26 protein-coding genes are annotated in these 26180 nt (G+C 40.7%); all 26 read left to right on the top strand.

The window, feature by feature from the left end; all coding sequences use genetic code 11:
- Positions 1-64: 64 nt before the first annotated feature.
- The 26 genes from F968_RS16320 (at position 65) to F968_RS16195 (ending at position 26180) form a co-directional block, all read left to right on the top strand.
- Positions 65-2248 (top strand): carboxy terminal-processing peptidase, encoded by a 2184-nt coding sequence (locus tag F968_RS16320; RefSeq protein WP_004794726.1) that lies wholly within the window; start codon positions 65-67, stop codon positions 2246-2248.
- 138 nt (positions 2249-2386) lie between these two features.
- Complete coding sequence (locus F968_RS16315) at positions 2387-3676, top strand: glycosyltransferase family 4 protein (RefSeq protein ID WP_081399572.1); 1290 nt, start codon at positions 2387-2389, stop codon at positions 3674-3676.
- Positions 3677-3700: 24 nt separating this feature from the next.
- Positions 3701-4252 carry a phosphatase PAP2 family protein gene (locus F968_RS16310; RefSeq protein WP_004794722.1) on the top strand — a complete coding sequence of 184 codons (552 nt, stop codon included), beginning with the start codon at positions 3701-3703 and terminating at the stop codon, positions 4250-4252.
- A 99-nt stretch (positions 4253-4351) separates the two neighbouring features.
- Complete coding sequence (iscX, locus tag F968_RS16305) at positions 4352-4552, top strand: Fe-S cluster assembly protein IscX (protein WP_003654869.1); 201 nt, start codon at positions 4352-4354, stop codon at positions 4550-4552.
- Positions 4553-4665: 113 nt separating this feature from the next.
- A complete protein-coding gene (gene ndk / locus F968_RS16300; protein WP_003654870.1) occupies positions 4666-5097 on the top strand; it encodes a nucleoside-diphosphate kinase in 432 nt (143 codons plus the stop codon).
- Positions 5098-5220: 123 nt separating this feature from the next.
- Positions 5221-6456, top strand: a complete 1236-nt coding sequence (rlmN, locus tag F968_RS16295; protein ID WP_004794719.1) for a dual-specificity RNA methyltransferase RlmN — start codon at positions 5221-5223, stop codon at positions 6454-6456.
- 15 nt (positions 6457-6471) lie between these two features.
- A complete protein-coding gene (gene pilW, locus F968_RS16290; RefSeq protein WP_004794717.1) occupies positions 6472-7272 on the top strand; it encodes a type IV pilus biogenesis/stability protein PilW in 801 nt (266 codons plus the stop codon).
- Entirely contained in the window at positions 7263-8054 is a 792-nt protein-coding gene (locus F968_RS16285; RefSeq protein WP_004794715.1) for a helix-turn-helix domain-containing protein, read from the top strand. The genes pilW and F968_RS16285 overlap by 10 nt, the downstream gene beginning before the upstream one ends.
- Positions 8055-8075: 21 nt before the next feature.
- Positions 8076-9191, top strand: a complete 1116-nt coding sequence (gene ispG, locus F968_RS16280) for a flavodoxin-dependent (E)-4-hydroxy-3-methylbut-2-enyl-diphosphate synthase (protein WP_004698760.1) — start codon at positions 8076-8078, stop codon at positions 9189-9191.
- Positions 9188-10480 carry a histidine--tRNA ligase gene (gene hisS / locus F968_RS16275; protein WP_004794714.1) on the top strand — a complete coding sequence of 431 codons (1293 nt, stop codon included), beginning with the start codon at positions 9188-9190 and terminating at the stop codon, positions 10478-10480. The genes ispG and hisS overlap by 4 nt, the downstream gene beginning before the upstream one ends.
- Positions 10481-10507: 27 nt before the next feature.
- Positions 10508-11206, top strand: a complete 699-nt coding sequence (locus tag F968_RS16270; protein WP_004794712.1) for a YfgM family protein — start codon at positions 10508-10510, stop codon at positions 11204-11206.
- Positions 11206-12351, top strand: a complete 1146-nt coding sequence (gene bamB, locus F968_RS16265; RefSeq protein ID WP_004794711.1) for an outer membrane protein assembly factor BamB — start codon at positions 11206-11208, stop codon at positions 12349-12351. The genes F968_RS16270 and bamB overlap by 1 nt, the downstream gene beginning before the upstream one ends.
- A 187-nt stretch (positions 12352-12538) precedes the next feature.
- Positions 12539-13948 carry a ribosome biogenesis GTPase Der gene (gene der / locus F968_RS16260; protein WP_004794708.1) on the top strand — a complete coding sequence of 470 codons (1410 nt, stop codon included), beginning with the start codon at positions 12539-12541 and terminating at the stop codon, positions 13946-13948.
- Positions 13949-14145: 197 nt separating this feature from the next.
- Positions 14146-14760 carry a beta-ketoacyl synthase chain length factor gene (locus tag F968_RS16255; protein ID WP_004794706.1) on the top strand — a complete coding sequence of 205 codons (615 nt, stop codon included), beginning with the start codon at positions 14146-14148 and terminating at the stop codon, positions 14758-14760.
- Positions 14745-15548 carry a lysophospholipid acyltransferase family protein gene (locus F968_RS16250; protein WP_081399570.1) on the top strand — a complete coding sequence of 268 codons (804 nt, stop codon included), beginning with the start codon at positions 14745-14747 and terminating at the stop codon, positions 15546-15548. The genes F968_RS16255 and F968_RS16250 overlap by 16 nt, the downstream gene beginning before the upstream one ends.
- Position 15549: 1 nt before the next feature.
- Positions 15550-15810 (top strand): phosphopantetheine-binding protein, encoded by a 261-nt coding sequence (locus F968_RS16245; protein ID WP_000067033.1) that lies wholly within the window; start codon positions 15550-15552, stop codon positions 15808-15810.
- A 5-nt stretch (positions 15811-15815) separates the two neighbouring features.
- Positions 15816-16070 carry an acyl carrier protein gene (locus tag F968_RS16240; protein ID WP_080649511.1) on the top strand — a complete coding sequence of 85 codons (255 nt, stop codon included), beginning with the start codon at positions 15816-15818 and terminating at the stop codon, positions 16068-16070.
- Positions 16067-16621 carry a COG4648 family protein gene (locus F968_RS16235; protein ID WP_004794699.1) on the top strand — a complete coding sequence of 185 codons (555 nt, stop codon included), beginning with the start codon at positions 16067-16069 and terminating at the stop codon, positions 16619-16621. The genes F968_RS16240 and F968_RS16235 overlap by 4 nt, the downstream gene beginning before the upstream one ends.
- Before the next feature lie 9 nt (positions 16622-16630).
- Positions 16631-18289 carry an ApeI family dehydratase gene (locus F968_RS16230; RefSeq protein ID WP_004794696.1) on the top strand — a complete coding sequence of 553 codons (1659 nt, stop codon included), beginning with the start codon at positions 16631-16633 and terminating at the stop codon, positions 18287-18289.
- Positions 18290-18291: 2 nt separating this feature from the next.
- Complete coding sequence (locus F968_RS16225) at positions 18292-19032, top strand: glycosyltransferase family 2 protein (RefSeq protein ID WP_004794694.1); 741 nt, start codon at positions 18292-18294, stop codon at positions 19030-19032.
- Positions 19033-19034: 2 nt separating this feature from the next.
- The gene (locus tag F968_RS16220) at positions 19035-19961 is read left to right on the top strand and encodes an LpxL/LpxP family acyltransferase (RefSeq protein WP_004794692.1); all 927 of its coding nucleotides are present in this window, start codon (positions 19035-19037) and stop codon (positions 19959-19961) included.
- 1 nt (position 19962) lies between these two features.
- Positions 19963-21498, top strand: coding sequence for an HAL/PAL/TAL family ammonia-lyase (locus tag F968_RS16215; protein ID WP_004794690.1), 1536 nt, complete (start codon positions 19963-19965; stop codon positions 21496-21498).
- Positions 21499-21507: 9 nt separating this feature from the next.
- Positions 21508-21936, top strand: coding sequence for an acyl-CoA thioesterase (locus F968_RS16210; protein WP_000542808.1), 429 nt, complete (start codon positions 21508-21510; stop codon positions 21934-21936).
- The gene (locus tag F968_RS16205) at positions 21936-22565 is read left to right on the top strand and encodes a LolA family protein (protein ID WP_004794688.1); all 630 of its coding nucleotides are present in this window, start codon (positions 21936-21938) and stop codon (positions 22563-22565) included. The genes F968_RS16210 and F968_RS16205 overlap by 1 nt, the downstream gene beginning before the upstream one ends.
- Positions 22540-24855, top strand: coding sequence for an MMPL family transporter (locus tag F968_RS16200; protein WP_004794687.1), 2316 nt, complete (start codon positions 22540-22542; stop codon positions 24853-24855). Before F968_RS16205 ends, F968_RS16200 begins: the two co-directional genes overlap by 26 nt.
- Positions 24856-24884: 29 nt before the next feature.
- A complete protein-coding gene (locus F968_RS16195; RefSeq protein ID WP_004794684.1) occupies positions 24885-26180 on the top strand; it encodes an NAD(P)/FAD-dependent oxidoreductase in 1296 nt (431 codons plus the stop codon).

Genomic DNA, 26180 nt, shown 5'->3' with positions numbered 1-26180 from the left:
TGCTTAGTTCATATCGAAAACAGAGCGTGTAAGATAGGAACACCCAAGGAAGTATTAAAAATTTATGAAACTTCAAACTATAGCTTGTGCAGTAGCGATCGCAACTGGCGGTTTATTCTTCACTCATACGATGAATGAAGCGAGAGCAGCAACCAATACTGCTGTAGTTTCTCAATCGATCCAGCCAACGCAAGAACAGGCTTTGGTGGCTCGCCAACTGGCAACTTTAGTTGATCGCCAACATTATTTGAATATGCGTCTGGATGCGACGACATCAAATCGTATTCTCGATATGTATTTAGATAGTCTTGATCCGGATCACTCACTATTTTTAGACGCTGAAGTTCAAAATTATAAAAAACTATATGGTTCAAATTTTGGTGCTTCTTTAAAAGCGGGGAATTTGACTGGACCATTTGCAATTCATCAGCAATATCGTGAACGCTTAAAACAATTTTATGAGTTCATGTTAGCCGAGCTGAAACAGCAGCAAAATTTAAAACAGCCAAATAGTTATATTGAAGTTGATCGTGAAAAAGCGCCGTATTTTAAAACATCGGCTGAGCAACAAAATCACTGGCGTAAAATGTTGGTTTCGCAGTTAATCAACTTAACGATTAGCCGTGAAGAAGAGCAGGCGAAACAAAAAGCGCTTAAAGAAAATCCATCACTTGCTGATGGTCAAGATTTAACTGGTCCAGAAGATTTAACACCAGCTCAGACCTTAACTAAACGTTATACGCGTCAGCTTGAAAGAATTAGTCGTGTGAAAAGCGATGATGTTTTGGATAAAACATTGAACGCCATGTTGGCGACTTATGATCCACACAGTAACTATTACCCGCCAATCGATGCGATAGAATTGAATCGCCAAACCACCTTGCAGCTTGAAGGTATTGGTGTATCGATTCGTCCAGAGCGTGGCAATGAAGATTACACCAAGATTGAAACCATTGTAGAAGGTGGTCCTGCAAGTAAGTCTGGTCAAGTGAAATCAGGAGATCGAATCGTTGGTGTCGCCCAAGAAGGCGAGAAAATGATTGATGTGGTTGGTTGGACAAGTTCTGAAATTGTTGGACTCATTCGTGGTAAGCGCGGAACTAAAGTTACGTTAAAACTTCTTGGTGCTGGCGCATCAATGAGTCAAGCACGTAATGTGACCTTAGTGCGTGATGTGATTCAAGAAGAAGATGCTGGTGTTCGTTCACGTACAGTTGAAGTGACACGTGATGGTAAAAAGCATGTGTTGGGCGTAATTGAAATTCCATCATTCTATTTTGACTATCGTTCACGTCGTGCGGGTCAACAATACCGTTCAGTTTCTGAAGATACCGCCAATGCTTTTGAAGCGTTAAAAGCGAAGAAAGTAGAAGGTATTATTATCGACTTGCGTAATGACCCAGGTGGTTCATTAGAAGAAGTGGCACGTATGCTGGGTCAAGTGATTAAGTCAGGTCCAGTGGTTCAAATTCGTGATGGCAATGGCAACGTAAGTGTTTTTGAAGACAACGATGGTGGTCAGCAAGTTTACACAGGTCCACTCGCTGTAATGGTGAACTTGGCATCGGCATCTGCAAGTGAGATTTACTCTGCTGCAATCCAAGACTATGAGCGCGGTATTATTATTGGTAGCACAACGACTGGTAAGGGTACAGCTCAGGTGCAACTTGATACTCTGGCATACGGTCAAGCGACTTTAACTCAGCGTAAGTTCTACCGTATTACAGGTGGTAGTACACAAAATAAAGGTGTAGTGCCAGACATTAAACTCGTCGATATCTATAACGAAGAGTTTGGTGAGCGTAAATCGAAGAATGCGTTGAAGTGGGACACAATTCCTACTGCACCATTTAAGCGCGAAGGCTCTGTTCAACCTTATGTGGCAAAGTTGTCTCAATTCTCTGAACAACGTGTTGCTAATGATGCCCAGTTTAAATATCTAAATAAACGTACCGCGATTGCCAAAGTTACGAGTGATCAGAAACAAGTGGTACTTGATATTGATAAACGCCGTGCAGAATTACTTGGTTTAGAGAAACAAACTTTAGATGCAGAAAATGAACGCCGTGCTGCAACTGGTCAAAAGCCTTTTGCAAACTGGGAAAGCTATCAAGCTTCATTAGATGCTCTAGCTGAATCTCGCGCTAAAATGAAAGCATCTCAACGCCCTGCATTGCCAGAAGAAGAAACTTTTGTGACTGAAGCTGCAAATGTACTCATGGATTATGCAAAATTGCAAAATCGCTAAGTATTACTAAGTCTTAAGAGAAAAGCATGCTGTTATCAGCGTGCTTTTTTTATTTTTCATGTCAGTAAACTGTCACGCATTTATCATCAAAATGTCAAAAAATCTGCTTAATATTTAAGCATGAAAATAAATATATTGATGGATGGCGCTATGCAAAGCTCATACGCGACAGCACTATTAAAACAACAGCAACTTCCTGAAAGCTTCCAATTCTTTTTTAAACAAAAGCAGCAGCTATCTAATACGCATTCATTGCATGATTTGGTGCGCCCACGTTTAAAAATTGCGATTGTTACCGAAACTTGGCCACCTGAAATTAATGGCGTGGCACTTTCATTATTACAACTATGCCAAGGTTTACAAAAACAGGGGCATAAGATTTTACTGATTCGTCCAGAGCAAAAGACAAAATGCCATGACTTTACGCCAGAGCAAGAATGTCTGGTGATGTCACAGGCGATTCCAAAATATCCGACTTTGCAATTTGGCTGGCCACAATATTTAAAAGTATCGAAAGCTTTTGAAAAGTTTGTACCCGATGTGGTTCACATTGTGACCGAAGGACCATTAGGTTTAACTGCCATGCAAGCTGCTAAGGCAAAAGATATTCCGGTTTCTAGTGGCTTTCATTCGCCATTTCAAGATTTTAGTCGATTCTTCGATTTGGCTTTTTTGGTTAAACCGATTCAAAAATACCTGTGCTGGTTTCACAACAATACTCAAGTGACTTGTGTGCCAAGTAAAGATACACAAGAAGCCTTACGCGGTTTTGGTATTACTTGCCCGCTGGTTGTTGTTGGACGCGGTGTAGACACAACGAGATTTTCACCAAAGCACCGCTCTGAAAACTTGCGAAAGCAATGGGATGCCGATGAAAATACTCGCGTTATGCTTTATGTAGGGCGTTTGTCTCCTGAAAAAGAAGTGCAAGTGCTCATTGATAGTTATGCCAACTTACAAACTGTTCAGCCCAATAAAACGAAATTGGTTATTGTGGGAGATGGCCCAGATTTTGCTCGTTTAAAGTCACTAGCTGAAGCGAAGGGTGTTATCTTTACTGGAAGTTTGAGAGGTCAAGATTTGGCAGCTGCCTATGCGAGTGCCGATGTATTCGTATTTGCGAGTCAAGTTGAAACGTTTGGTAACGTAGTTTTAGAGGCGATGGCAAGCGGTTTGCCAGTTATAGCGTATGATTATGCATGTGCACATCAATACTTAACACATGGTGTGAATGGCTGGTTAAGCCCACTTGGACAAAAAAGCCACTTTATACAACAAATTTATCAGCTTCCTTCATTACAACAACTTAGAGAAATGGGCGTACAAGCCTGTCATAAAGTACAGCAAAGCGGTTGGCAACTTCCGGTTCAGCAATTGGAGCAGGCATTTTATCAGGTAGTGAAGGAGCCCTCGGTGGACTTCACCTAAGTATCCTAAAATAGGAGAATGACCATGAAATTTAAGAATGCAAAAATAAAAATACTCGATTTAGATTTAAGAGGCTGTTTATATCTTAACAATTTCTCTCACTCACAGCGTGTTGCTCTTTTTTTCAAAATTATCAGTCGTGTGGGTGACGGGCCATTTTGGTATCTAATGCTGGCAATCGTGTGGGGGATGCAAGGCATCACCTATAGCCTGCAAATCATCTACTTGTTATTAGGTGGTTCTGTTGGGACTGCGATCTATAAATTTTTAAAACATAAAACAACACGACCTCGTCCTTATCAAGTGCATCAAGTGATTGTGCTCGGTGAAAGACCGCTTGATCACTTTAGCTTTCCATCAGGTCACACACTTCATGCGGTCATGGTGACGATTGTGTTGGGTTATATCCAGCCTGGTTTGCTTGCGGCGATGTTTCCTTTCATGGTGCTTGTAGCATTGTCTCGTATGGTGCTTGGTCTTCATTACCCAAGTGATGTGATTGTGGGTGCGCTTATTGGTGCGGCGGTCGCGAGTATGATTATCTTTATGGCTCCACTATTGAATATCGCTTTATAAGCATCGGTAATTTTTATCAGCTTAAGCTATCGATTAGGTTTGTGGATTTGCTAAAGTACACAGTTCGTGATTTAGCAGATTAAACAGATAGGAGCCGCTATGGGCTTACGTTGGACAGATACGATTGATATTGCCATTGAATTGTCAGAAGCACATCCAGAAGTTGATCCGCAATGGATTCGTTTTACCGATTTACATGCATGGGTGTGCGCATTGCCAGACTTCAATGATGACCCAAATAAATCGACAGAAGGATTGCTAGAAGGGATTCAAATGGCCTGGATAGACGAAGTTCGCTAAAAACAGTAGAAAAAATCGCAACTTTTACACATTCAAAGCTGATTATTGCCTATGACATCGGTATAATGCGGCAAATTTTTTAATGTTTAAATTTTAAAATAAAGGAGCCACTCATGGCTATTGAACGTACTTTGTCTATCGTAAAACCTGATGCAGTTTCTAAAAACCACATCGGTGATATTTTTGCTCGTTTTGAAAAAGCGGGTTTAAAAATTGTTGCGACTAAAATGAAACACCTTTCTCAAGCTGATGCTGAAGGTTTCTATGCTGAGCATAAAGAACGTGGTTTCTTTGGTGACTTAGTTGCATTCATGACTTCTGGTCCAGTTGTAGTATCTGTTCTTGAAGGCGAAAATGCAGTTCTTGCACACCGTGAAATCTTAGGCGCTACAAACCCTAAAGAAGCTGCTCCTGGCACTATCCGTGCTGACTTTGCTGTAAGCATCGACGAAAACGCTGCTCACGGTTCTGACTCAGTTGCTTCTGCAGAGCGTGAAATTGCTTACTTCTTTGCTGACAACGAGATCTGCCCACGCACTCGTTAATCGAAAGCATTCAAACCAGATAAGTGGTATACTACTTATCTGGTTTTTTTATTCTCTCAAGAGAATATTGTTTGATTCTTGAACAATATCTTCAGTTTTTTGACATGGTTTAGGTAAATACACATGAGTTCTGCAGAGGTCGTTTCATCTGAAAATCTTGATGGACAGCAGCAATCTTCGTCCACGCTGGTCATTCCTGCTGCCGAAAATAAAGTGAATTTACTCGGCATGTCTCGTACTGAATTAGAAAAATTCTTTGAAGATATTGGTGAGAAAAAGTTTCGTGCCGGTCAGGTGATGAAATGGATACATCAATACTTCATTACTGATTTTGCTGAAATGACCAATATTTCAGGGAAATTGCGTGCGAAACTTGAACAAATTTGTGAAATCAAAGCTCCTGAAGTGGTTCACCGTCACTATTCAAAAGATGGTACACGTAAGTGGGTTTTTCGTGTGGGCGATGGTGCAGGTTCTTTAGTTGAAACTGTATTAATTCCTGCCGAAGATAAAACAGGCTTGCGTAAGACTTTGTGTATTTCGTCACAAGTCGGTTGTGCATTAGATTGTTCATTTTGTTCAACAGGCAAACAAGGTTTCCAACGTGATTTAACGCCAGATGAAATCATTGGACAACTTTGGATGGCAAACTATTCTTATATGGAAGAAGTGCCCGTTGCCGAGCGCGAGCGTTCAGTGACCAATGTCGTGATGATGGGTATGGGTGAACCATTGCTCAACTATGATGCAGTATTAAGCTCAATGCAGATTATGCTTGATGACTTTGCTTATGGCATGTCTAAGCGTCGTGTGACTTTATCAACATCAGGTGTTGTACCTAAAATTGATCAACTTGCAAAAGACATTGATGTTGCTTTAGCAATTTCTTTACATGCACCAAATGATGAATTACGTAATGAACTAGTGCCAATTAATAAAAAATATCCATTGGCTCAGTTGATTGCGGCATGTCAGCGTTATATTGCCAAAGATGGTAATGAAAGTACGCGTAAACATGTGACTATTGAATATGTGATGTTAGAGGGTGTAAATGATCAGCCTGAACATGCACAGCAAATGATTAAATTATTAAAAAACTTACCAAGTAAAATTAATTTAATTCCATTTAACCCGTTCCCGCATGCACCATATGGCCGCTCAAGCCGAAATCGAATTATCTCGTTCCAAAAAACTTTGTCTGATGCTGGATTTGTGTGTACGATTCGTCAAACACGTGGTGATGATATTGATGCTGCATGTGGACAGTTAGTCGGACAAGTGGCCGATAGAACTCGTCGTGCTGAACAGTGGCAGAAGAAAGTCACACAGCGTCAAGAGATTTTGCGTACACAGGGATAAAATTGAGGGCAGGCTTTGAGTACTCCAAAGTTAAAAACGGTATTATGTATGGGGGTTGCAGTTGCATTTCTGGTAAGTGGTTGCCAGACAACGCATATGCAAAAGAAAGACCCAGAAAAAGCGGTAAAAGTGCGTACACAACTTGCTGCTGAACATATCCGTTCGGGTGACTTGGATTCAGCAAAGCGAGCTCTTGATCAAGCTTTAAGTGTAGATAACCGCGATGCAATGGCAAATATGATGATGGGCATTTTGCTACAGCAAGAAGGTAGCAAGCCGAACTTAGAAAAAGCAGAACATTACTTTAAACGAGCAATTTCATCTGAACCAGATAATGCTCAAGCACATAATAACTATGGTACTTATTTATACCAAATGGAACGCTATAATGATGCGATCGAGCAATTTCGTATTGCTGGTACAACATTAGGTTATGACCAACGCTATCAGGCGTTAGAAAATCTAGGGCGTATTTATTTAAAATTGGGTGATGTTGCGAATGCTGAAAAAACATTCAAACAAGCACTCCTTGCTAACCGCGACTCTTATATTTCAATGTTAGAGTTAGCGGAAATTTTTTATTTGCAGCAGCAGATTCCGGCTGCTACACAAATGTATGAACAATATGTTCATACAGTGGGGCAGAAAAATCAGGGTGCAAGAGCACTTTGGATTGGTGTAAGAGTGGCTCGAGCCAATGCGGATAAAATGGGAATGCAAGTGTTAGTAAACCAGTTACGTGCTTTGTTCCCGGAAAGTCCAGAATATCAACGTTATTTGCAATTACAGTATAGTACTGAGGCCGTATGGAAATAAATCCTAATTCACAGCAGCCAACTGGCTCAAGCTTACCGACTTCTGCTTTAGGAAATATTCAACGTCCTGGTGAGTATTTACGTCAAATTCGAGTTGCTCAGAATAAAGAGTTAGGGCAAGTTTCTTCAGATTTAAACATGCCGGTTAAGACTCTAATAGCTTTAGAGCAAGATGATTACAAGTCATTGCCAGAAGCGACTTTTATCAAGGGCTATTACCGTTCATATGCAAAATATTTAAATACAGATGCGACGGCAATTATTCAGCGCTTTGATGAAATTTATGCAAATGATACCGGGCTTTTACCAAACCATGCCTTAAACAACTCACCGATTAAAATCATGGGTAAGCTCCCTGGTTCTAATAGTGACCGTAATAAGAAATGGTTGAAGCGTGCACTTCTTGCAATCGTGGTTATTGCTGTTGTGTCATTGATTGTCATGGGTATTCAAAAATGGACTTCTAAGAAAGAAGATGCTGATTTACCTAAAGTAAATCAATCTAGTGTTGAAGTTTTGCCTATGAAAGGAAATGCCACCTCAACAGTGGGTGATCAATTGGTGCTAAACTTTAACCGTCCAACGTCTGTTCATATTGTTGATGCAACAGGTAAAGTTTTGGCGACAGGCCGTCAGTCATCAACTTTAAACTTAAATGGCGAGTCTCCATTTCAGATTCGTCTTGATGATGCAACTGCGGTGTCATTAAATTTAAACCAAGAACAGATTTCATTGTCTCCATATACGGTAAACGGTAAAGCTGAATTCCGTTTATCCCGCTAATACCATGAGTTGAGCGATACAATGATAGAGAACCCAATTAAACGTCGACCAACACGCAAAATTCGTGTTGGGTCGGTGTATGTCGGTGGCGATGCACCTATTAGTGTGCAAAGTATGACAAACACCGAAACTTGCGATGTTGATGCAACCGTTGCTCAGATTGAGCGTTGCGTTGATGCAGGTGCTGATATTATGCGTGTTTCGGTCCCATCTATGGAGGCTGCTGAGGCATTTGGCGCAATTCGTAAGCGCGTTTCAGTACCATTAGTTGCCGATATTCATTTTGACCATAGAATTGCCTTAGCAGTTGCAGATTATGGTGCAGACTGTTTGCGTATTAATCCGGGTAATATCGGGTCAGACCAGAAAGTTCGCGAGGTCGTTGCTGCGGCACGTCACCATGGTATTTCAATGCGTATTGGTGTGAATGCGGGTTCTCTAGAAAAAGATTTACAGAAAAAATATGGCGAGCCTACTGGGCAAGCACTTCTTGAATCAGCTTTACGTCACATTGATATTTTAGACCGCCTCGATTTCCATGAGTTTAAAGTTAGTGTAAAAGCCTCAAATGTGTTTTTAACCATGGATGCTTACCGCTTGCTTTCTCAGCAAATTGATAATCCATTACACCTTGGTGTTACCGAAGCGGGTATTTACCGTACGGGTACTGTGAAATCAGCGATTGCCCTTGGCGGATTATTGATGGAAGGTATTGGCGATACAATGCGTATTTCGCTTGCTGCCGAACCAGAAGATGAAATCAAGATTGGTTTTGATATCTTAAAATCGCTTGGTCTGCGCTCTAACGGGATTAACTTTATTGCTTGTCCGAGTTGTTCGCGCCAAGAATTTAACGTTATTCAAGTGATGCAAGCTTTGGAAGAACGTTTAGAAGATATTCGTACTCCAATGGATGTGTCAGTGATTGGTTGTAAGGTAAATGGCCCGGGTGAAGCAAAAGAAGCTGATATCGGGGTTGTTGGAGCTGCGCCTCGCTCACTGGTTTATCGTAATGGTGAGAAAAGCCATTTAATCGATACCGATCAATTGGTTGATGAAATCGAAACAATGGTTCGTCAACGTGTCCAAGAGCTTGAAGAAGCTAAATCTAAAGAAATTATTCGTAGTTCATCATGAGTTCAATTGTCGCAATCAAAGGTTTTAATGACGTCTTGCCAACGCAAACAGTAGCGTGGAGACGTCTTGAGCAACATTTAGCATCTTTAATGGATGCTTATGGGTATCAGCAAATTCGTTTACCAATCGTTGAGCAAACGGGCTTGTTTAAACGTGCTATTGGTGATGCCACTGATATTGTTGAAAAAGAAATGTACACCTTTTTCGACAAAGGTAACCCACCAGAGTCATTAACCTTACGTCCGGAAGGTACAGCTGGCTGTGTTCGTGCGTTGGTTGAACATAATTTGTTGCGCGGCGCTACGCCACGCGTGTGGTATATGGGACCTATGTTCCGTTATGAAAAACCACAAAAAGGGCGTTACCGTCAGTTCCATCAGTTTGGTGTGGAAACTTTTGGTGTTGCGACTCCTGACATTGATGCTGAATTGATTATGTTGACAGCTCGCTTATGGAAACGTATGGGCGTTGCTGATAAGGTTCAGCTTGAGTTGAATACTTTAGGCGAAACTGATGAGCGTACAGAGTATCGCAATGCATTAGTTGCTTTTTTAAATGAGCATAAAGATGCGTTGGATGAAGATTCGCAGCGTCGCTTAACAACAAATCCATTACGCATTTTAGATTCTAAAATTGAATCTACTCAGAAAATTCTGGAAAATGCGCCGAAATTGCATGATTTCTTAAAAGAAGATAGTTTGGATCATTTTAAGCAGTTACAAGATTATTTGACTGCTGCTGGTATCCAGTTTGTAATTAACCAGAAGTTGGTGCGTGGTCTAGACTATTACAACAAGACTGTTTTTGAATGGACGACTACAGCACTTGGTTCGCAAGGCACAGTATGTGCTGGTGGGCGCTACGACGGTTTAGTTGGCCAATTAAAAGGTAAGCCAGATCAATCTGTACCAGCTGTTGGTTTTGCAATGGGTATGGAGCGTTTATTGCTTCTGCTTGAGCAAGTTGAACAAGCTGAAGTTATTCGTGATTGTGAAGTTTTCTTGGTTGCAGAACCTGCTTATCAAACGAATGCTTTGATTTTAGCGGAACAATTACGTGACCAGTTAGAAGCTGCAAATAGCAGTATTCGCATCAAAACAGGTTCACAAGGCAGCATGAAGAGCCAGATGAAAAAAGCTGATCAGGCTGGAGCAATCTTTGCTTTGATTTTAGGGGAACGAGAGTGGGAAGCACAGCAGCTTGCTATTAAAGAGTTAGCAACAGCTGAACAGTCACAAGTCGCAATTGCTGACCTCGTACCATTTTTAATCCAAAAATTTACAAAATAAACTGAACATCTGGAAAAGGACAATCACATGAGCTTAAGTGATGAAGAACAATTCGACAGCTTAAAGTCGTTCGCCAAAAAATATGGTTCTGCCATGATTAGCGGAATTCTCATTGCGTTGATTGCCTTTTTTGGGTGGACATACTGGCAAAAAAAGAATCTGGCAACTAGTCAGGTAGAAACTGCAAAAGTACAGCAGTTAATGGATGAGGCAAATGCGAGTGCCGATAATCCGAATGCTTTAAGTTCAGTAACTGCTTCAGCAGATAAAATTGTAAAAGATGATATCGACTCTGTTCAGGCTATACAGACTCAGTTTGTATTAGCAAAATTAGCCTATGAAAAACAAGATTATGCTGCTGCCGAAAAAGCTTTAAAGAAAGTTGAAAATTCAAAAGTTAAAGATGAAGGTTTGATTCAGGTTGTAAAATTGCGTTTAGCAGATGCACAATTGGCGCAAAACAAATATGATGAAGCACTAAAAACTCTGTCTGGTAACGTCGATCCTGCATTTAAAGCAACGGTAGAAGAGTTACGTGGTGATATCTTTGTTGCTAAGAAAGATGTTGATTCTGCTAAAAAAGCGTATCAGGCAGCTTGGAATTCGTTACTAGAACGTAAACAAGAGCGACAAATTTTACAAATTAAACTCGAAAGTGTTGGCGTTTTAGTTGAAGATCCACAGATTGAGCGCCCAATTTTGGAAACACAGGTGGAAGAGTCTTAATGAATCAGAAATTCAAACTGCCTTTGGCAATTGCAATCGCATCGGCTGTACTGGTGGGATGTTCTAGTAATAAAGTAAAAGAAGTTAAACCTAATCCTCTACCGAAATTGACCGAGTCGAAAAAGACCTTAACGCCAGTGTTTTCGCGTAGTGTTTCTTCTACTGATAAAGCTGATCCATTACGTTTGCAAGTTGATGCAAACGATGGTGTGGTTTTCACGCTTGATCCAAAAGGTGAAGTAGCTGCATATCGTGGGAAACAACGCATTTGGGAAAAGAAAGTCAGCAAATTAGGCTTGAGTTCTGGTGTTGAAGCTGCTGAAGGAATTGTTGTTGTTGGTAATAGTAAAGGTCAACTCTTTGCACTAGATCAGGCAACAGGCGAACAGAAGTGGACTGCACAGTTATCTGGCGCATTGTTAAGCCCGTCATTAGTTCAATCTGGACGTGTTATTACCATTGCGAATGATGGTACTGTATTTGCGCATGATGCTACTTCAGGCCAACAAGTTTGGGCTTATAAGTTACCGAATGTTCAATTTAGTTTGCGTGGTCAGGCATCACCAGTGAGCCTTGATCCTCGTACTGTATTAATTGCTTCTGCGAATGCATATGTTTATGCAATTGATACCATTAGTGGTATTCCGCGTTTCCAACGTCGTGTTGCGGTAAGTGAAGGTCGTTCTGATATTCAACGTTTAATTGATATCGATGGTGATCCTACTGTAGCTGGACAGTTTATGGTAACGACCAGTTTCCAAGGTCAAGTGACTGTAACCGATCTTGCTTCTCAACGTGTCGTTTGGAGTGAAGATTCGAGCAGTACTAAACGTCCAGAAGTTTACGACAATAAAGTATTTGTCTCTTCAACAGATGGTAAGCTAACAGCTTACGATTTAGCATCTGGTGAAAAAATCTGGGAAAATGATAGTTTGTTAAACCGTCATTTAAGTAATCCAGTTGTGCTAGGACAAGATCTTGTTGTAGGTGATTTAGATGGCGTATTACATCTTGTTGAACCAACAACAGGTAAGTTAATTGGTCGTTCAAAAACAAGTGGAGAAGTTAACACATTGCGTGTTATCGAGAATCAACTTTATGTTTCGACCCGAAAAGGTGATTTAAGTATTTGGCAGAATCGTTAATTTCGTTCGCTTGTGCTAAAATAAGCGCTTAACAAATTATGCTGTTAAAAATATCGGGGTGTTTGAATTAAATCAGTTCAAAGCCCCGTCTTTTATTATGGTCATCTCTGACCTTAAAATATATCTCCTGTACTGTTTTTAATGCTCATGCCATGAGATATGGCTGGTCTTGAATTAAGGTTATTGTATGAAACCCGTTATTGCGCTCATTGGTCGTCCGAATGTCGGAAAATCAACGTTATTTAACCAGATTACCAAGAGTCGTGATGCACTTGTAGCCGACTTCGCGGGCCTGACTCGTGACCGTAAATATGGTGATGCGACTTATCAGAATAAGTCTTTTATTGTCGTTGATACTGGCGGTATTGGTGAAAATGAGGGCGGTATTGATAACTACATGGCCGAGCAGTCAAAAACGGCAATTAATGAAGCAGACATCATTATTTTTGTGGTTGATGCTCGTGCTGGTTTATTGGCTTCAGATGAGCAAATTGCCCGTGAACTACGTACTTTGGGCAAGAAAATTTATCTTGTTGCAAACAAGGTAGATGGTGTTCATGCAGAAGCGGCTTTGGTTGAATTCTACAAGCTTGGTATGGGTGAACCTTTACAAGTTGCTGCCAGCCATGGTCGTGGTGTGCAGCAAATGCTTGAGGATGTTCTTGAGAATGTTCCTGAAGACGAAAGTGAAGAAGAACATGACAAAGCAACAGGTTTACGTTTAGCTATTATTGGCCGTCCAAACGTTGGTAAGTCTACCTTGGTCAATCGATTACTTGGCGAAGATCGTGTAGTAGCATTTGACCAGCCTGGTACAACCCGCGATTCGATTTATATTCCTTTTGAACGGGATGGCCGTCAATACACATTAATTGACACAGCTGGTGTGCGTCGTAAGGGTAAAGTAGAAGAAATGATTGAGAAATTCTCAATTGTGAAAACGCTACAAGCAATTAAAGATGCACATGTGGTTGTGGTAGTTCTCGATGCTCGTGAAGGAGTTGTTGAGCAAGATTTGCATTTAATTGGTTATGCGCTTGAAGCTGGGCGTGCCATGATGATCGCCATTAATAAATGGGATAACATGACCGAATATGATCGCAAACAATGTAAATTGGATGTTGATCGTCGTTTTGACTTTATTCCATGGGCGAAAGTACACCTTATTTCTGCATTGCATGGTACGGGTGTAGGGGATATGTATCCAACTATTCACCGTGCTTATGATTCATCGCATTTAAAAGTTTCACCTGCGAAATTAACCCAAATTTTGAATGATGCTACAGATGCACATCAACCGCCAATGGTGAGTGGAAAACGTATTAAAATGCGTTACGCGCATATGGGTGGACAGAACCCACCAACTATTGTGATCCATGGTAATAAGGTTGATAAGACTCCTGCGGATTATCGTCGTTACTTAGAAAACGTGTTCCGTAAAGTATATAAACTTGAAGGTACACCAGTTCGTATTGACTTTAAAACTTCTGAAAACCCGTTTGAAGGTCGTAAGAGTCAAATTGATGAACGTACTGCTGCACGTCGTCGTCGCTACATTCAGAAATTTAAAAAAGCAGAGAAAAAATTTAATCGTTAAGCTTTTTGACGTTCAAAAACCCAAAGTTTTCTTTGGGTTTTTTATTGCAAATAAATGAGCACGTGCCAAGAGTTATGAAAAAGTGTGAGTAATAAACGTAATTTTTTGTAAATTTTATAACGAATGCTATAATCAGCATCTTTATAAAATAATTTATATTTCGACAGAATAACGTGGCTTAGGGTTCATTTTTTAGCATGGTAACATTACATCTTGCTCAGCTTATATTTACACATGCTCAGCCCTCGTACGCAGCTCTCGACTGCATCCCTGCGATGCAGCGCAGACGCTTATCGCCCTTAGCTAAACTTGCTTTAAATAGCGCGATCGGTGCATTAGATGGTAATAAAGCTGATTATATTGTTTGGGTGTCAAAGTATGGTGATGAGGCCAAAACTTTAAATATCTTAAAAGATGTTTTAAATGAACAAACTCCATCGCCTACACAATTTTCAACGTCTGTTCATAATGCAATTTCCGGGCTTTATTCTATTTTATGTCAGGATGATACTCCCTCTACAAGCTTAAGCTGTTCATGGACTGAAAGTTTGATTGAGGCATATGCACTTTTAAAGTCAATGACTGATATCAAACGGGTCTTAGTCGTTGCTTATGATGAGCCATTACCTAATATTTATGCTGAGGCAGTCGATTTTTCTGCCTATGCAATGGCTACCGTCGTTACTCTAGAGCAACCTAATTTACAAATTACTGCGTGGATGCATACAGATGAAGCAGATGCTCCTGCTTTTGCTCATTTTTGGCAGGACGCTGACAAGTTAACATCTGCATTTGGGTGGAACAAATGCTAAATCTTAAAAAACTCAAGCAAAAAAGTAATTATTGCTGGCGTGTGGCTGCTACTGGTTTTAGTTTTGCCAGTTTTGGGCTGGGTGGTATGGCAATTGCCTCAGTGATTGCACCAGTACTAAATGCGACAACCTCTGATTCTGAAGAGCGTCAGCAGCGTGCACAAAATGTGATTAAACATAGTTTTAAAGGCTTTACCGAAATGATGGTCAAACTTGGCATCATGACTTATTCGGTAGAAGGCTTGGAAAAGCTACAAAATAGTCGTCAAGAGTTGGTGATTGCCAATCATCCGACTTTGATTGATGTTGTAGTACTAATTGGTATGATGCAGCAGGCTAATTGTGTCGTGAAGCAGTCTCTTTGGTCGAACCCATTTACCAAAGGACCTGTACAAAGCGCAGGCTATATTTTAAATGCAGGTTCTCAGCAGTTTGTTGAAGACTGTGTAAAGCGTCTAAAAGAAAACAATGCGGCTTCTCTTTTAATTTTTCCGGAAGGAACGCGCACTGAAAAAGGGATGACCCTCAACGAGTTTCAGCGAGGCGCAGCCAATATTGCCATTCGCGCAAATGTACCAATTCGTCCAGTAATTATTACCTGCACACCATCTACATTAACTAAGAATGAAAAATGGTACCACGTACCATCTCAACCATTTCATATCGAGGTCAAGGTTTTAGATGCAGTGCAAGTATCAGATTTGTTAGACGATTTAACAGTAGGACCTAAACAAGTTCGTCAGTTAAGTCGTAGTTTTTATAAAATTTTTGATGAAGAGTTATCTTGAAATGAGCAATCTTGCTGATGAACTAAAGCAAATGATTATTGATGTTTTGGCACTTGAAGATATCACTATTGCGGATATTGATACAGAAGCGCCACTATTTGGAGAAGGTTTAGGATTAGACTCGATTGATGCACTTGAGTTGGGACTAGCTTTGAAAAAGCGTTACAACATTCATTTAAATGCAGAGTCGGATGAAACCAAACAGCATTTTAAATCAATCCAGAGTTTGGTTGCTTTAGTTGAAGCACAACAGAAGTCATAAGGAGCGTGATGATGTTATCTCAAGAGCAAGTATTAACTAAACTCCGTGAATGGATGGAAGATTTGTTTGAAATTGAACCGGAGTCTGTTCAACTCGATTCGAACCTTTATTCAGACCTTGATGTAGACAGTATTGATGCGGTTGATTTAGTTGTAAAAATTAAAGAGTTAACAGGTAAGCAAGTAAAACCTGAAGACTTTAAAAATGTGAGAACCGTACTTGATGTTGTGACGGTTATTCAGAACATGACTGCTGAATGAAGTTTATTCTTAAAGGGATAATAACAGCACTTTTTGTGCTGTATCCCTTTATTGTGGGTTGGAGTTTGACACACGGTCAATTCATTTGGGTAAGTCTATTACTCATCGGGTTGGGTGTCGTTAGACTTTTTGGTAAAGGTAACTCTTTATTATGGCCTTTAACCGGTTTTGCTATTGTTTGTGGCAGTCTGAGCTTATTGTCACATAATCATGCGTGGTTAAAGTTATATCCAGTCGGTATGAGTTTAGGCGCATTAATTATTTTTTCGCTGACACTCATCAAGCCGCCGTCTATGATTGAGCGCTTTGCCCGACTCGTTGAACCTGATTTACCTGATTCTGGGGTGCAGTGGACCAGACAGGTGACTAAAGTTTGGTGTGTTTTCTTTTTTTGTAATGCACTGATCGCGTTAAGCACTGTGCTTTTTACCTCAACTCAGGTTTGGGTCATTTATAATGGCTTTATTTCTTATGTGCTGATGGGCATTTTGTTCCTTGGTGAATTTATTCTGCGTAAGCGACATCAGCGTTTACATTCTTCAAATCATTAATTAAAAACTATGTATTGCCATTTTCAGAAATTCATCGATTCAGCTCAGCCACTTTGTATAGACGGTGCTCTGCACTCGACCAGTTTTAATTACTTTTGGCAGGATGTGGCCTTACAAGCTACTGCAATTGCTCAAATGGAAAATCTAACTTGGGCTTTATGGGAAGCAGATAGCTATGAATTTCTGGTTTTATTCTTTGCTGCTTTGCTAGCGAAAAAACAAGTACTTTTACCACCGAATCGAGTACGTGAACTAGAACAAGATTTTGCAGCACAGCAGATTTATTTTTTAAAGCGCCAAAATACTGAAAAAGTTGTTCCTTCATCTTTAACCTTAGACGATGCTTTTTTAGAGCAGGCGCAACTCTATTTTTATACATCAGGTTCAACAGGGGAACCTAAAAAAATTCCAAGGACACTCAGACAATTACTCAACGAAGTCCAAGGATTGAGTCAAAGCTTTAGTTTTGATGAACAGGCAATCGCGATTGCAACGGTTAGTCATCAACATATTTATGGATTACTGTTTAAATTACTGCTACCACTTGCTACTGGTCGAAGTTTTTATGTACCTCAAATGGCATTCCCAGAAGATGTGGTACAAGCTCAAAAACAATTAGAAACGTTGGGATTAAGCAATTATTTGATCTCGAGTCCTGCTTTATTAAAACGCTGGACAACCGATGTTGTTTTGCAACACTGCCAGATGGTCTTTAGTTCCGGGGGCAAACTAGAAAGTGGTGTCCGCCCTTTACTAAATCGTCCGATTATTGAAGTTTTGGGAAGTTCGGAAACTGGTGGTATTGCCCATCGTGCTAAAGATGAAGATGCTTGGACTGCATTTAGTAATGTGGCTATTCGTATTGAAGATCAACAGCTTATGGTCAAGAGTAATCATGCCTATGAGAATGACTGGATTACCACAGGTGATGGTGCTGCATGGACAGATGCAATATGTCAGACTTTTAAGCTAATGGGACGTACAGATCGAATTGTAAAACTTGAAGAAAAACGTTTGAGTCTAGATGCGATTGAGCAAAGTATTCAGGCTTTAGATGCAGTAAAGCAATGTCATGTACTGGTATTTGAACATGAGCAACGCCAAATGTTGGGTTGTATTGTTGTTCTACCAGAACAAGCTCATGAGCAGTTACAACAACAGGGTAAGTCTGCTTTTGTTAGCCATTTAAAACAGCAATTAAAAGACAGCTTGGAAATTGTAGCAATTCCACGTCAGTGGCGGTTCTTAAGTCAGTTACCACAAAACCCTCAGTCCAAACTCAATAAGAACTATTTGAAAACTCTATTTAAGCCTATGTTACAACCCGTGGTGCTATCACAGTCTCAAAATTCAGATGACTACATTTGGGAGTTGGAATTTCCACCTGAGCTAGCTTGTTTTAAAGGGCATTTTCCAACACAACCGATTTATCCTGGGGTTGGGCAAATAGGCTTTTTACAACATTTTGCTAAATCAATTTGGTCTGATTTGAGCTGGTGTCAGGGATATGAGCAGTTAAAATTTCAAAACCTGATTCGTCCGTATGCTGTGGTGCAACTCAAGCTTGCTCGAAAAGAGCATAAAGTGAGTTTTGAACTACGTGATTCAGAACAGATTCTAGCTTCAGGGCGATTATTATTTGCTTTGCAAACGGAAGTAGAGGGTTAAAAATGCAGACCAATTACGGCTTTGTTGTTCCGGTTTATAACCATCCACATTATTTAGCAGATTTAATTTCTTATCTGGACAGATTTCATCTACCGATTGTGTTGGTCAATGATGGAAGTGATGATGCTTGTAGCCAAATTTTAAAAGCATTGGCAGAGCAATATTCTCAAATTCATCTTATTGAGCATGATGTGAATAAGGGTAAGGGACAAGCCGTAATAACTGGTTTACGTGTAGCCTATGAGCTTGGTTTAAGCCATGCGTTACAACTCGATTCAGATGGTCAACACTGCTGGGATGACATTCCAAAATTTATTGAGCAGTCTCGACAAAATCCAGATGCAATGGTAATTGGTCAGCCATATTTTGATGCCTCTATTCCTAAAAAGCGCTTATATGGCCGTTACATCACCCATTTTTGGGTGTGGTTAAATAGTTTGTCTTTTGAAATTAAAGACAGCATGTGCGGGTTTCGCGTGTATCCGCTCGCGAGCACGATAAAAGTTTTAAATAGTGCTAAATTCCAGCCACGTATGGGTTTTGATAGTGAAATTTTAGTACGTTTAAAATGGGAAAATACTCCTTTTATTAATGTACCCACATCTGTGGTTTATCCAGAGCAGGGGATTTCTCATTTTCATGCTTGGCGAGATAACTTAGGGCTAAGCAAAGCGCATGCAACTTTGTTTATGGGCATGTTGATTCGCTTACCGAAGCTATTAAAACAAAAGCTGCAAGGTTGACTATGACAGATTCAGCTTCACCAAAATGGAACGACATTAAAGAGCGAGGCGGTATGTTGCCCCTCATGCTGATGTTGTGGTTTTACCGTTTTGGTGGACGTTGGTTATGCAAGTTGGTGATGTACTTCGTTATTATGTGGTACTGGTTATTTGCTGTCACAGCAAGGCAGGCCTCCTTACTTTATTTACAAAAACTGCATCATTTTGCTGGATCGAAGTCGCCGTTTAATCACCAACCAAATTGGACAAATAGCTACGCGCATTTCATGCAATTTGGCGAATGTATTTTAGATAAGATTGAGGGCTGGCTAGGCAATATTCCCGAGCAGGAGCTACAAGTTTTTGGACATGAAAACTTCTCTCAGCATTATCAAAAAGGTGCTCTGATTATTGTCTCTCACTTTGGCAATATTGAATTGCTTCGCGCCATTAAGTCAGAGCATCCGCAGAAAATTAATGTGCTGGTTTACCAAAAGCACGCGACCAAATTTAATGAGTTTTTGAAAAAAATAAATGATAAGGCAGATATCTGTCTTTTATCAGTTGATGAGCTAGGTATTGAAACCGCGATGTTGCTGCAAGACAAAATGCAGCAAGGCGAGTGGGTTATTGTGGCGGCAGATCGAGTTCCTGTGCAGTCAGATCGTGTACAGCATGTTGATTTTTTAGGGGAGTCAGCAGCTTTCCCACAAGGTGCATGGATTTTAGCAAATTTACTCAAAGTGCCTGTTATTGCGGTGTTTTGCTATCGGGTGCAACAGCAGTTTCAAGTGCATATTCATTCAATTGCTGAACAGATCAATTTACCCCGTGCTCACCGTATTGAAAGTATGCAAACCATCACTAAAACATACGTTGCCGTTCTAGAACAGCATTGTCTGCGTGCCCCTTATCAATGGTTTAATTTTTATAATTTTTGGACGAAATAACATGCGTGTGTTAACCGTAGGTGAACAGCCACTGAGTATTGAAGATGTCGTTTCTGTAGCCAGAGGCGAATGTCAGGTTGCTTTACCTGACACGTCTGAATGGCGTGAACTGATTCAAAAAGGCGCTGATTTTCTCGATCAGCTCCTTGAAGAAGAAGGGGTTATCTACGGGGTGACTACGGGTTATGGTGACTCATGTTTGGTTGAAGTGCCGTTGCATCAGGTTAATGAACTACCGCTGCATCTTTCACGCTTTCATGGGTGTGGTTTAGGTGAAAATTTAGATGTCATCACTGCACGTGCAGTAGTCGTAACGCGTTTATGTTCGTTAGCTCGCGGTTATTCAGGCGTGTCGATAGCACTACTTGAGCGCTTGGTTTGGTTGCTGAATGAAAATGTAATTCCAGTCATTCCATCTGAAGGTTCAGTTGGGGCAAGCGGTGACTTAACGCCGTTGTCTTACATTGCGGGAACATTAGTCGGTGAGCGTGATGTCTATGTTGATGGACAAATTGTTCCTGTTGCTCAAGTCTATGCTGAAAAGAATATGCAGCCTTTAAAGCTCAGACCTAAAGAAGGTTTGGCGCTTATGAACGGCACAGCAGTAATGACGGCGATTGCTTGTTTAAATTATAAAAAAGCAGAGCAAATTGCACTCGCAAGTACTTTAATTACCGCCCTGAATGTATTGGCGCTAGAGGGTAATCCTAGTCATTTTGATGAAGTACTGTTTGCACAGAAACCTCATCCGGGACAGCAGCAAATAGCAAAGCAATTACGTGATTGGCTGAATAGTGAAGTACAAACAGCACACCAAAGTCAACGCTTGCAAGACCGTTATTCGCTTCGTTGTGCACCACACATCATTGGTGTGTTTGAAGACTCCAAAGTATGGTTACGTCAGTTTATTGAAAATGAGCTGAACTCAAGCAACGACAATCCATTGATTGATCCAGCCGGTATGCGTGTATTGCATGGCGGTCATTTTTACGGTGGACACATTGCACAGGCAATGGATAGCTTAAAAATTATGATCGCTAATATTGCTGACTTGATGGATAGACAGATTGCACAGCTAGTCGATCACAAAATGAATCATGGTTTGCCACGTAATTTAACAGGTGCAACGGCTGAACGTTTACCACTGAATCATGGTTTTAAAGCGGTACAAATCGGAGTGTCGGCGTGGACGGCTGAAGCCTTGAAAAACACTTTGGCAGCTTCAATTTTTTCACGTTCAACCGAATGTCATAACCAAGATAAAGTCAGTATGGGAACCATTGCTGCACGTGATGCGAGCCGCGTAATTACCTTAACACAGCAAGTGATCGCAGCTCTTTGCTGCGCGAGTGTGCAGGCGATTCATTTGAAAGGTTTAACCACACAGTTAAGTCCAACATTACAAGCATTTATGCAATGGACCTTACAAAGCTTTGCATTTGTCGAAGAAGACCGACCATTACAAACCGAATTACAACAGATTGTTGATCGTTTAGACCAACTTGAATTGTTTAATCAACCAGAATTTATGGGATAAGGTGAGCCAATGCATGCAGATGTAATCATTGAAATTCCATTTCATGATGTCGATACCATGAATGTGGTTTGGCATGGACACTATTTAAAATATTTTGAGATTGCGCGCTGCAAATTGCTCGATCAATTTCATTACAACTATATGCAGATGAAAGAATCAGGCTATGCATGGCCTGTGATTGAAAGCCATGTGCGCTATGCATACGGTATTGAGTTTGAACAAAAGATTCGAGTTCGAGCCATTTTAAAAGAATGGGAAAACCGTTTGAAAATTGATTATTTGATTTTTGATGCTGAGTCTGGGAAACGTTTAACCAAGGGTTATACCACACAGGTGGCGGTGAATATTGAAGCTCGTGAAATGTGTTTTCAATCGCCACAGGTTTTGTTTGATCGCTTGAATGCATGGTCTGAGTTTCAACCGAAGAGGAATGCGTGATGTCTCAATTCATCAAAACTTTAGGTTTAGGTGCCGCTGTTTGGATGAGCAGTTTAAGTGCGGTCTATGCAGCGCCAACACAGATCACTCAAATTTTTCAGCAATTGTCACAGTCTCCTACGGTTCGTGCTGATTTCGAACAGCAAAAAAAATTGCCATCGTTGAATAAAACTTTTGTATCGAACGGCTCTTTGTTGTTCTCAAAATCTTATGGTGTAGCGTGGCAAATCAAACGACCTGTGCAAGCAGATTTGATTGTTACCCCAACCAAATTGGTACAGAAAACTCAGCGTACATTTAGCCAAATACAAGTTGATCAATCGCCATATAGTTCGGTCGCGACTTTATTCTTACAGCTCATGTCTGGTAATGAACAGGCCTTAGCAAAGAATTTTAATGTGGTAAGTGCGAATTATAGTCCAGCGGGTTGGAGCATGAGCTTAACTCCGAAAAGTAGCTTGTTTAAAAAGTTATTTGTGCGTGTTGATGCTCAAGGACAACAGTACGTCAACCAAATCGTGATTACCGAGAAAGCGAATAATTTAACAACCATTCGCTTTAGTCACCAGACTTCTCAACCGACGACTCTAACGGCTGCTGAGCATGCGATTTTCCAACTGGCAAAATAGGTTCACCGCGCTTTGGTTAATTGCTCTGCTACTGATTGCGGTGGGGCTTGGCGTGACGTGGCTGAATAAAGATATTCATATTCAAACTAATATTTTTGCGTTATTGCCTAAAGTTCAGCAAGACCCAGAACTTGCACGTACTCAGCAGTACATGAATGAGCAACTCAACAATAAAGTATTTGTGGTGGTAGATGCCAAAGACGAAGCTGCGATACAACAAGCGACTCATTTCTTAACAGCGCAGGCCAAGCAAAGCCAGTTGTGGCAACCACTGAAGCCACAACTTGATTTTGATCAATTTGCAAAACAGTTGTATCAACATCGAGCAGGTTTGTTGAGTGCTCAAGATCAAGCCTTATTGCAAAAAAAGGATTATGCTGCGCTGACTGAACAAAGTCTGATGCAGATGATGAGTCCAGGCATGCCTGTCACTGCTGAGTCACTGAAGCAAGACCCGCTATTATTGTTCCCTCGTTATGCTATGCAGTTGGCAACCCCGTCGCAACAAGATATTGAAATGGAGCAGGGCTTTGCCACTATTCATCATGAGCAAGGTATCTCTCGGCTTTTCGTATTACAGTTGAAGCAAAGTCCATACAACATTGATTATCAAGAACAGACCTCTACTTGGATTGAGCAAACTAAGCAAAAGTTAGCTGCAATGGGATTAAAATCTCATTGGACTGGAACTATTTTATTTTCAAATTTTGGAACGCAATCGGCTAAACAGGAAATCTCAACCATTGGTGTTGGCTCGACACTGGGCTTAATTTTTCTGGTTTGGTTTGGCTTTCGCTCACTGCGACCTTTGGCGACCGAGTTTATTGCAGTTTCGACTGGAAGCTTTGTGGCGTTTGCGGTCACACATTGGGTGTTTGGTGAAATTCACCTGATGACATTAGTGTTTGGTGCAAGTCTGATAGGTGTCTGTGTCGACTTTTCATTTTATTTTATGGCGATGCAATCGCAGCATAGAAAGCTTGGTGGTTTTCAAATTTTAAAACCGCTATTACCAAGTTTGTTTATGGGTTTAATGACCACGTTGGTTGCTTACATCTTTTTGAGTTTTACTCCGTTTCCTGGGTTTAAGCAGATTGCAGTCTTTTCAATTGTGGGATTAACTGCGGCGTGGATCAGTAGTGTTCTACTATTACCAAGATTACCTGCACTCAATGCTCAGCCTGCAATAAAAGCACTGTCGTGGATTGGACAAGCACGGTTATGGTTTCAGCAGCGAGCCAAAGTTCGTTATAGCTTGATTGCAATCATTTTAGCAGTAGGTACGGCGAGTCTTTTCTATCTTAAAAGTAACGATGATATTCGTAATTTACAAGGTATGGACGCGAGTTTAAAGCAGCAAGACCAAGCGGTTCGTGAACAATTTGGCCAGCAACAAAGCAGTGATTATTTTGTAGTACGAGCAGCTTCTGCAAATGAAATGCAGCAACAAGAGCAGCAACTGATTAGCCACTTGCAACAGTTACAGTCACAAGGGAAAATCAGTGCATTTCAAGCTTTGGGACAATGGATTCCACCATTGGCAGAGCAGCAAAATAATCTACAACTTTTAAAAAATATTCCAAAAGCGACTTTGCAGCAATATGCGCAAAGTATGGGGCTAAATGTCACTGATGTTTTACAGTGGCAACAACAACTGGCAACACAACCACTATTAGATTTTGCTGTATTTAAAGATCACCCTTTAGCTTTTTTACAACCTCAAGCCAATGAACGATTAGTCATGGTGACAGGGGCAAAACAGCCTGATGTGTTAAAGCAGCTTCAGAATGAGCACATACATTTTCAGCAACCGATTACCGAAATGTCGCAAATGTTTGCCGAACATCGAGTGCAGGCTCAACATCTTCTGATTTATGCCTTAATTGGTCTGGCGATTGGTTTAGCACTTATTTATGGACTAAGTTCGATTGTGCCTTTGGTCCTGCCAGTCAGCTTGGCATTACTGAGCACTTTTGCTATTCAGGCATGGATAGGTGTCGAGATTAACCTATTTAGTATTATGGCAACTTTCCTGATTATTGGGATTGGTGTCGACTATGCAATTTTCTACCGACATGGACATGATCACCCGCAAGTAGTTGGAATGGCATTATTTTTATGTATGATGTCGACCTTACTTGGCTTTGGATTACTTTCATTTAGCCATACTTATGCAATTCATTGTTTTGGTTTAACGGTTTTATTCGGGGTTATTTTCTCATTTATCTACGCGACTTTGTTAACCCCCGCAGATGAAAAACATATTGTAAATTTACAAGACCATTCATAATTTGAATAAATTAAAAAGGAAGTTGTGCTATGAGCACTATAGAAAAAATTGACGTCGTGATTATTGGGGCTGGGCCATCAGGTAGTTCTGCTGCTGCACTTCTTCGAAAAAAGGGCTATACCGTTACGGTCATTGAAAAACAGCATTTTCCTCGTTTTTCGATTGGTGAGTCATTGTTACCGCAGTCTATGATGTTTTTAGAAGAGGCTGGTTTATTAGAAACAGTCAGTGAGCATGTTGAACAATACGCTTTTCAATTTAAAAACGGCGCGGCTTTTTTACGCGGCAAACAGCGTAGCTTCTATGACTTTACAGAAAAATTTACCGATGGTCCGGGAACAACTTGGCAAGTTCGCCGTGCAGATTTTGACAACTTACTAGCAAAACAGGCTCAAGCTTATGGTGCGGATATTCGCTTTGGGCATGAGGTTTTAGATGTTGATGTTACATCTGAACAGTCTGTATTAACTGTATTAGATGAAGAACAACAGCGTTATCAGATTCAAACTAAATTCTTATTAGATGCGAGTGGCTTTGGGCGAATTTTACCAAAATTATTAGATCTAGAGAGCCCATCAAATTTTCCGGTACGACGTGCACTGTTTACCCATATTGAAGACGGAATTACAGATGACCCAGAGTTTGACCGTAATAAAATTTTAATTACTGTCCATGAAAAAGATCATCGTGCATGGTATTGGCTGATTCCATTTGCAGATGGACGGGCTTCTTTCGGTGTGGTGGCAGAACAAGAATTTTTTGACAAACACACGGTCGAAAATGCTGAAGATAATGAACCTGAAGCAATGTTCAAACGCATTTTAGCCGATGAACCAAGCTTGTCACATGTCTTGCGCCATGCAAAGTTTGATACACCAGTGCGTACTTTGGTGGGCTACTCAGCGAATGTAAAACACTTGGCAGACCGCAACTATGCGCTATTAGGTAATGCGGGTGAGTTTCTTGATCCAGTCTTTTCATCAGGTGTGACGATTGCTCTTAAATCTTCAAGTTTGGCGGTTCCTTTGGTTGAACGAGTTTTACAAGGTGAGCAAGTCGACTGGTTAGAAGAATATGAAAAACCATTACGCCGTGGTATTCAGGTGTTTCGTGCCTATGTTGAATCATGGTACGAAGGTGAATTCCAAGATGTGGTGTTCTCGCAAAATCAGAATGAAGGTATTCGCCGTATGATTTCTTCATTATTGGCTGGTTATGCGTGGGATGAAAAGAATCCAATCCATAAAAATGCCAAACGTAGACTCAGCACCTTGGCAGAATATTGTCGTGAAGGCTTGGTGCAAGAACAGGTACTTGAGGGATAA

The sequence above is a fragment of the Acinetobacter sp. NIPH 817 genome, from assembly GCF_000368405.1.
Classification (GTDB): domain Bacteria; phylum Pseudomonadota; class Gammaproteobacteria; order Pseudomonadales; family Moraxellaceae; genus Acinetobacter.
The sequence above is the reverse complement of the archived record's forward strand: the minus strand, read 5'-3'. Positions and strand labels throughout refer to the sequence as shown.

Coding starts and splice junctions, on each gene's coding strand:
- F968_RS16210 (WP_000542808.1), top strand. CDS start 21,508: ATGCATGCAGATGTAATCATTGAAATTCCATTTCATGATGTCGATACC.
- rlmN (WP_004794719.1), top strand. CDS start 5,221: ATGAGTTCTGCAGAGGTCGTTTCATCTGAAAATCTTGATGGACAGCAG.
- F968_RS16310 (WP_004794722.1), top strand. CDS start 3,701: ATGAAATTTAAGAATGCAAAAATAAAAATACTCGATTTAGATTTAAGA.
- F968_RS16220 (WP_004794692.1), top strand. CDS start 19,035: ATGACAGATTCAGCTTCACCAAAATGGAACGACATTAAAGAGCGAGGC.
- hisS (WP_004794714.1), top strand. CDS start 9,188: ATGAGTTCAATTGTCGCAATCAAAGGTTTTAATGACGTCTTGCCAACG.
- F968_RS16235 (WP_004794699.1), top strand. CDS start 16,067: ATGAAGTTTATTCTTAAAGGGATAATAACAGCACTTTTTGTGCTGTAT.
- F968_RS16255 (WP_004794706.1), top strand. CDS start 14,146: ATGGTAACATTACATCTTGCTCAGCTTATATTTACACATGCTCAGCCC.
- F968_RS16270 (WP_004794712.1), top strand. CDS start 10,508: ATGAGCTTAAGTGATGAAGAACAATTCGACAGCTTAAAGTCGTTCGCC.
- F968_RS16245 (WP_000067033.1), top strand. CDS start 15,550: ATGAGCAATCTTGCTGATGAACTAAAGCAAATGATTATTGATGTTTTG.
- F968_RS16215 (WP_004794690.1), top strand. CDS start 19,963: ATGCGTGTGTTAACCGTAGGTGAACAGCCACTGAGTATTGAAGATGTC.
- bamB (WP_004794711.1), top strand. CDS start 11,206: ATGAATCAGAAATTCAAACTGCCTTTGGCAATTGCAATCGCATCGGCT.
- ndk (WP_003654870.1), top strand. CDS start 4,666: ATGGCTATTGAACGTACTTTGTCTATCGTAAAACCTGATGCAGTTTCT.
- iscX (WP_003654869.1), top strand. CDS start 4,352: ATGGGCTTACGTTGGACAGATACGATTGATATTGCCATTGAATTGTCA.
- F968_RS16230 (WP_004794696.1), top strand. CDS start 16,631: ATGTATTGCCATTTTCAGAAATTCATCGATTCAGCTCAGCCACTTTGT.
- F968_RS16225 (WP_004794694.1), top strand. CDS start 18,292: ATGCAGACCAATTACGGCTTTGTTGTTCCGGTTTATAACCATCCACAT.
- ispG (WP_004698760.1), top strand. CDS start 8,076: ATGATAGAGAACCCAATTAAACGTCGACCAACACGCAAAATTCGTGTT.
- F968_RS16315 (WP_081399572.1), top strand. CDS start 2,387: ATGGATGGCGCTATGCAAAGCTCATACGCGACAGCACTATTAAAACAA.
- F968_RS16205 (WP_004794688.1), top strand. CDS start 21,936: ATGTCTCAATTCATCAAAACTTTAGGTTTAGGTGCCGCTGTTTGGATG.
- F968_RS16195 (WP_004794684.1), top strand. CDS start 24,885: ATGAGCACTATAGAAAAAATTGACGTCGTGATTATTGGGGCTGGGCCA.
- F968_RS16285 (WP_004794715.1), top strand. CDS start 7,263: ATGGAAATAAATCCTAATTCACAGCAGCCAACTGGCTCAAGCTTACCG.
- der (WP_004794708.1), top strand. CDS start 12,539: ATGAAACCCGTTATTGCGCTCATTGGTCGTCCGAATGTCGGAAAATCA.
- F968_RS16320 (WP_004794726.1), top strand. CDS start 65: ATGAAACTTCAAACTATAGCTTGTGCAGTAGCGATCGCAACTGGCGGT.
- F968_RS16200 (WP_004794687.1), top strand. CDS start 22,540: ATGCGATTTTCCAACTGGCAAAATAGGTTCACCGCGCTTTGGTTAATT.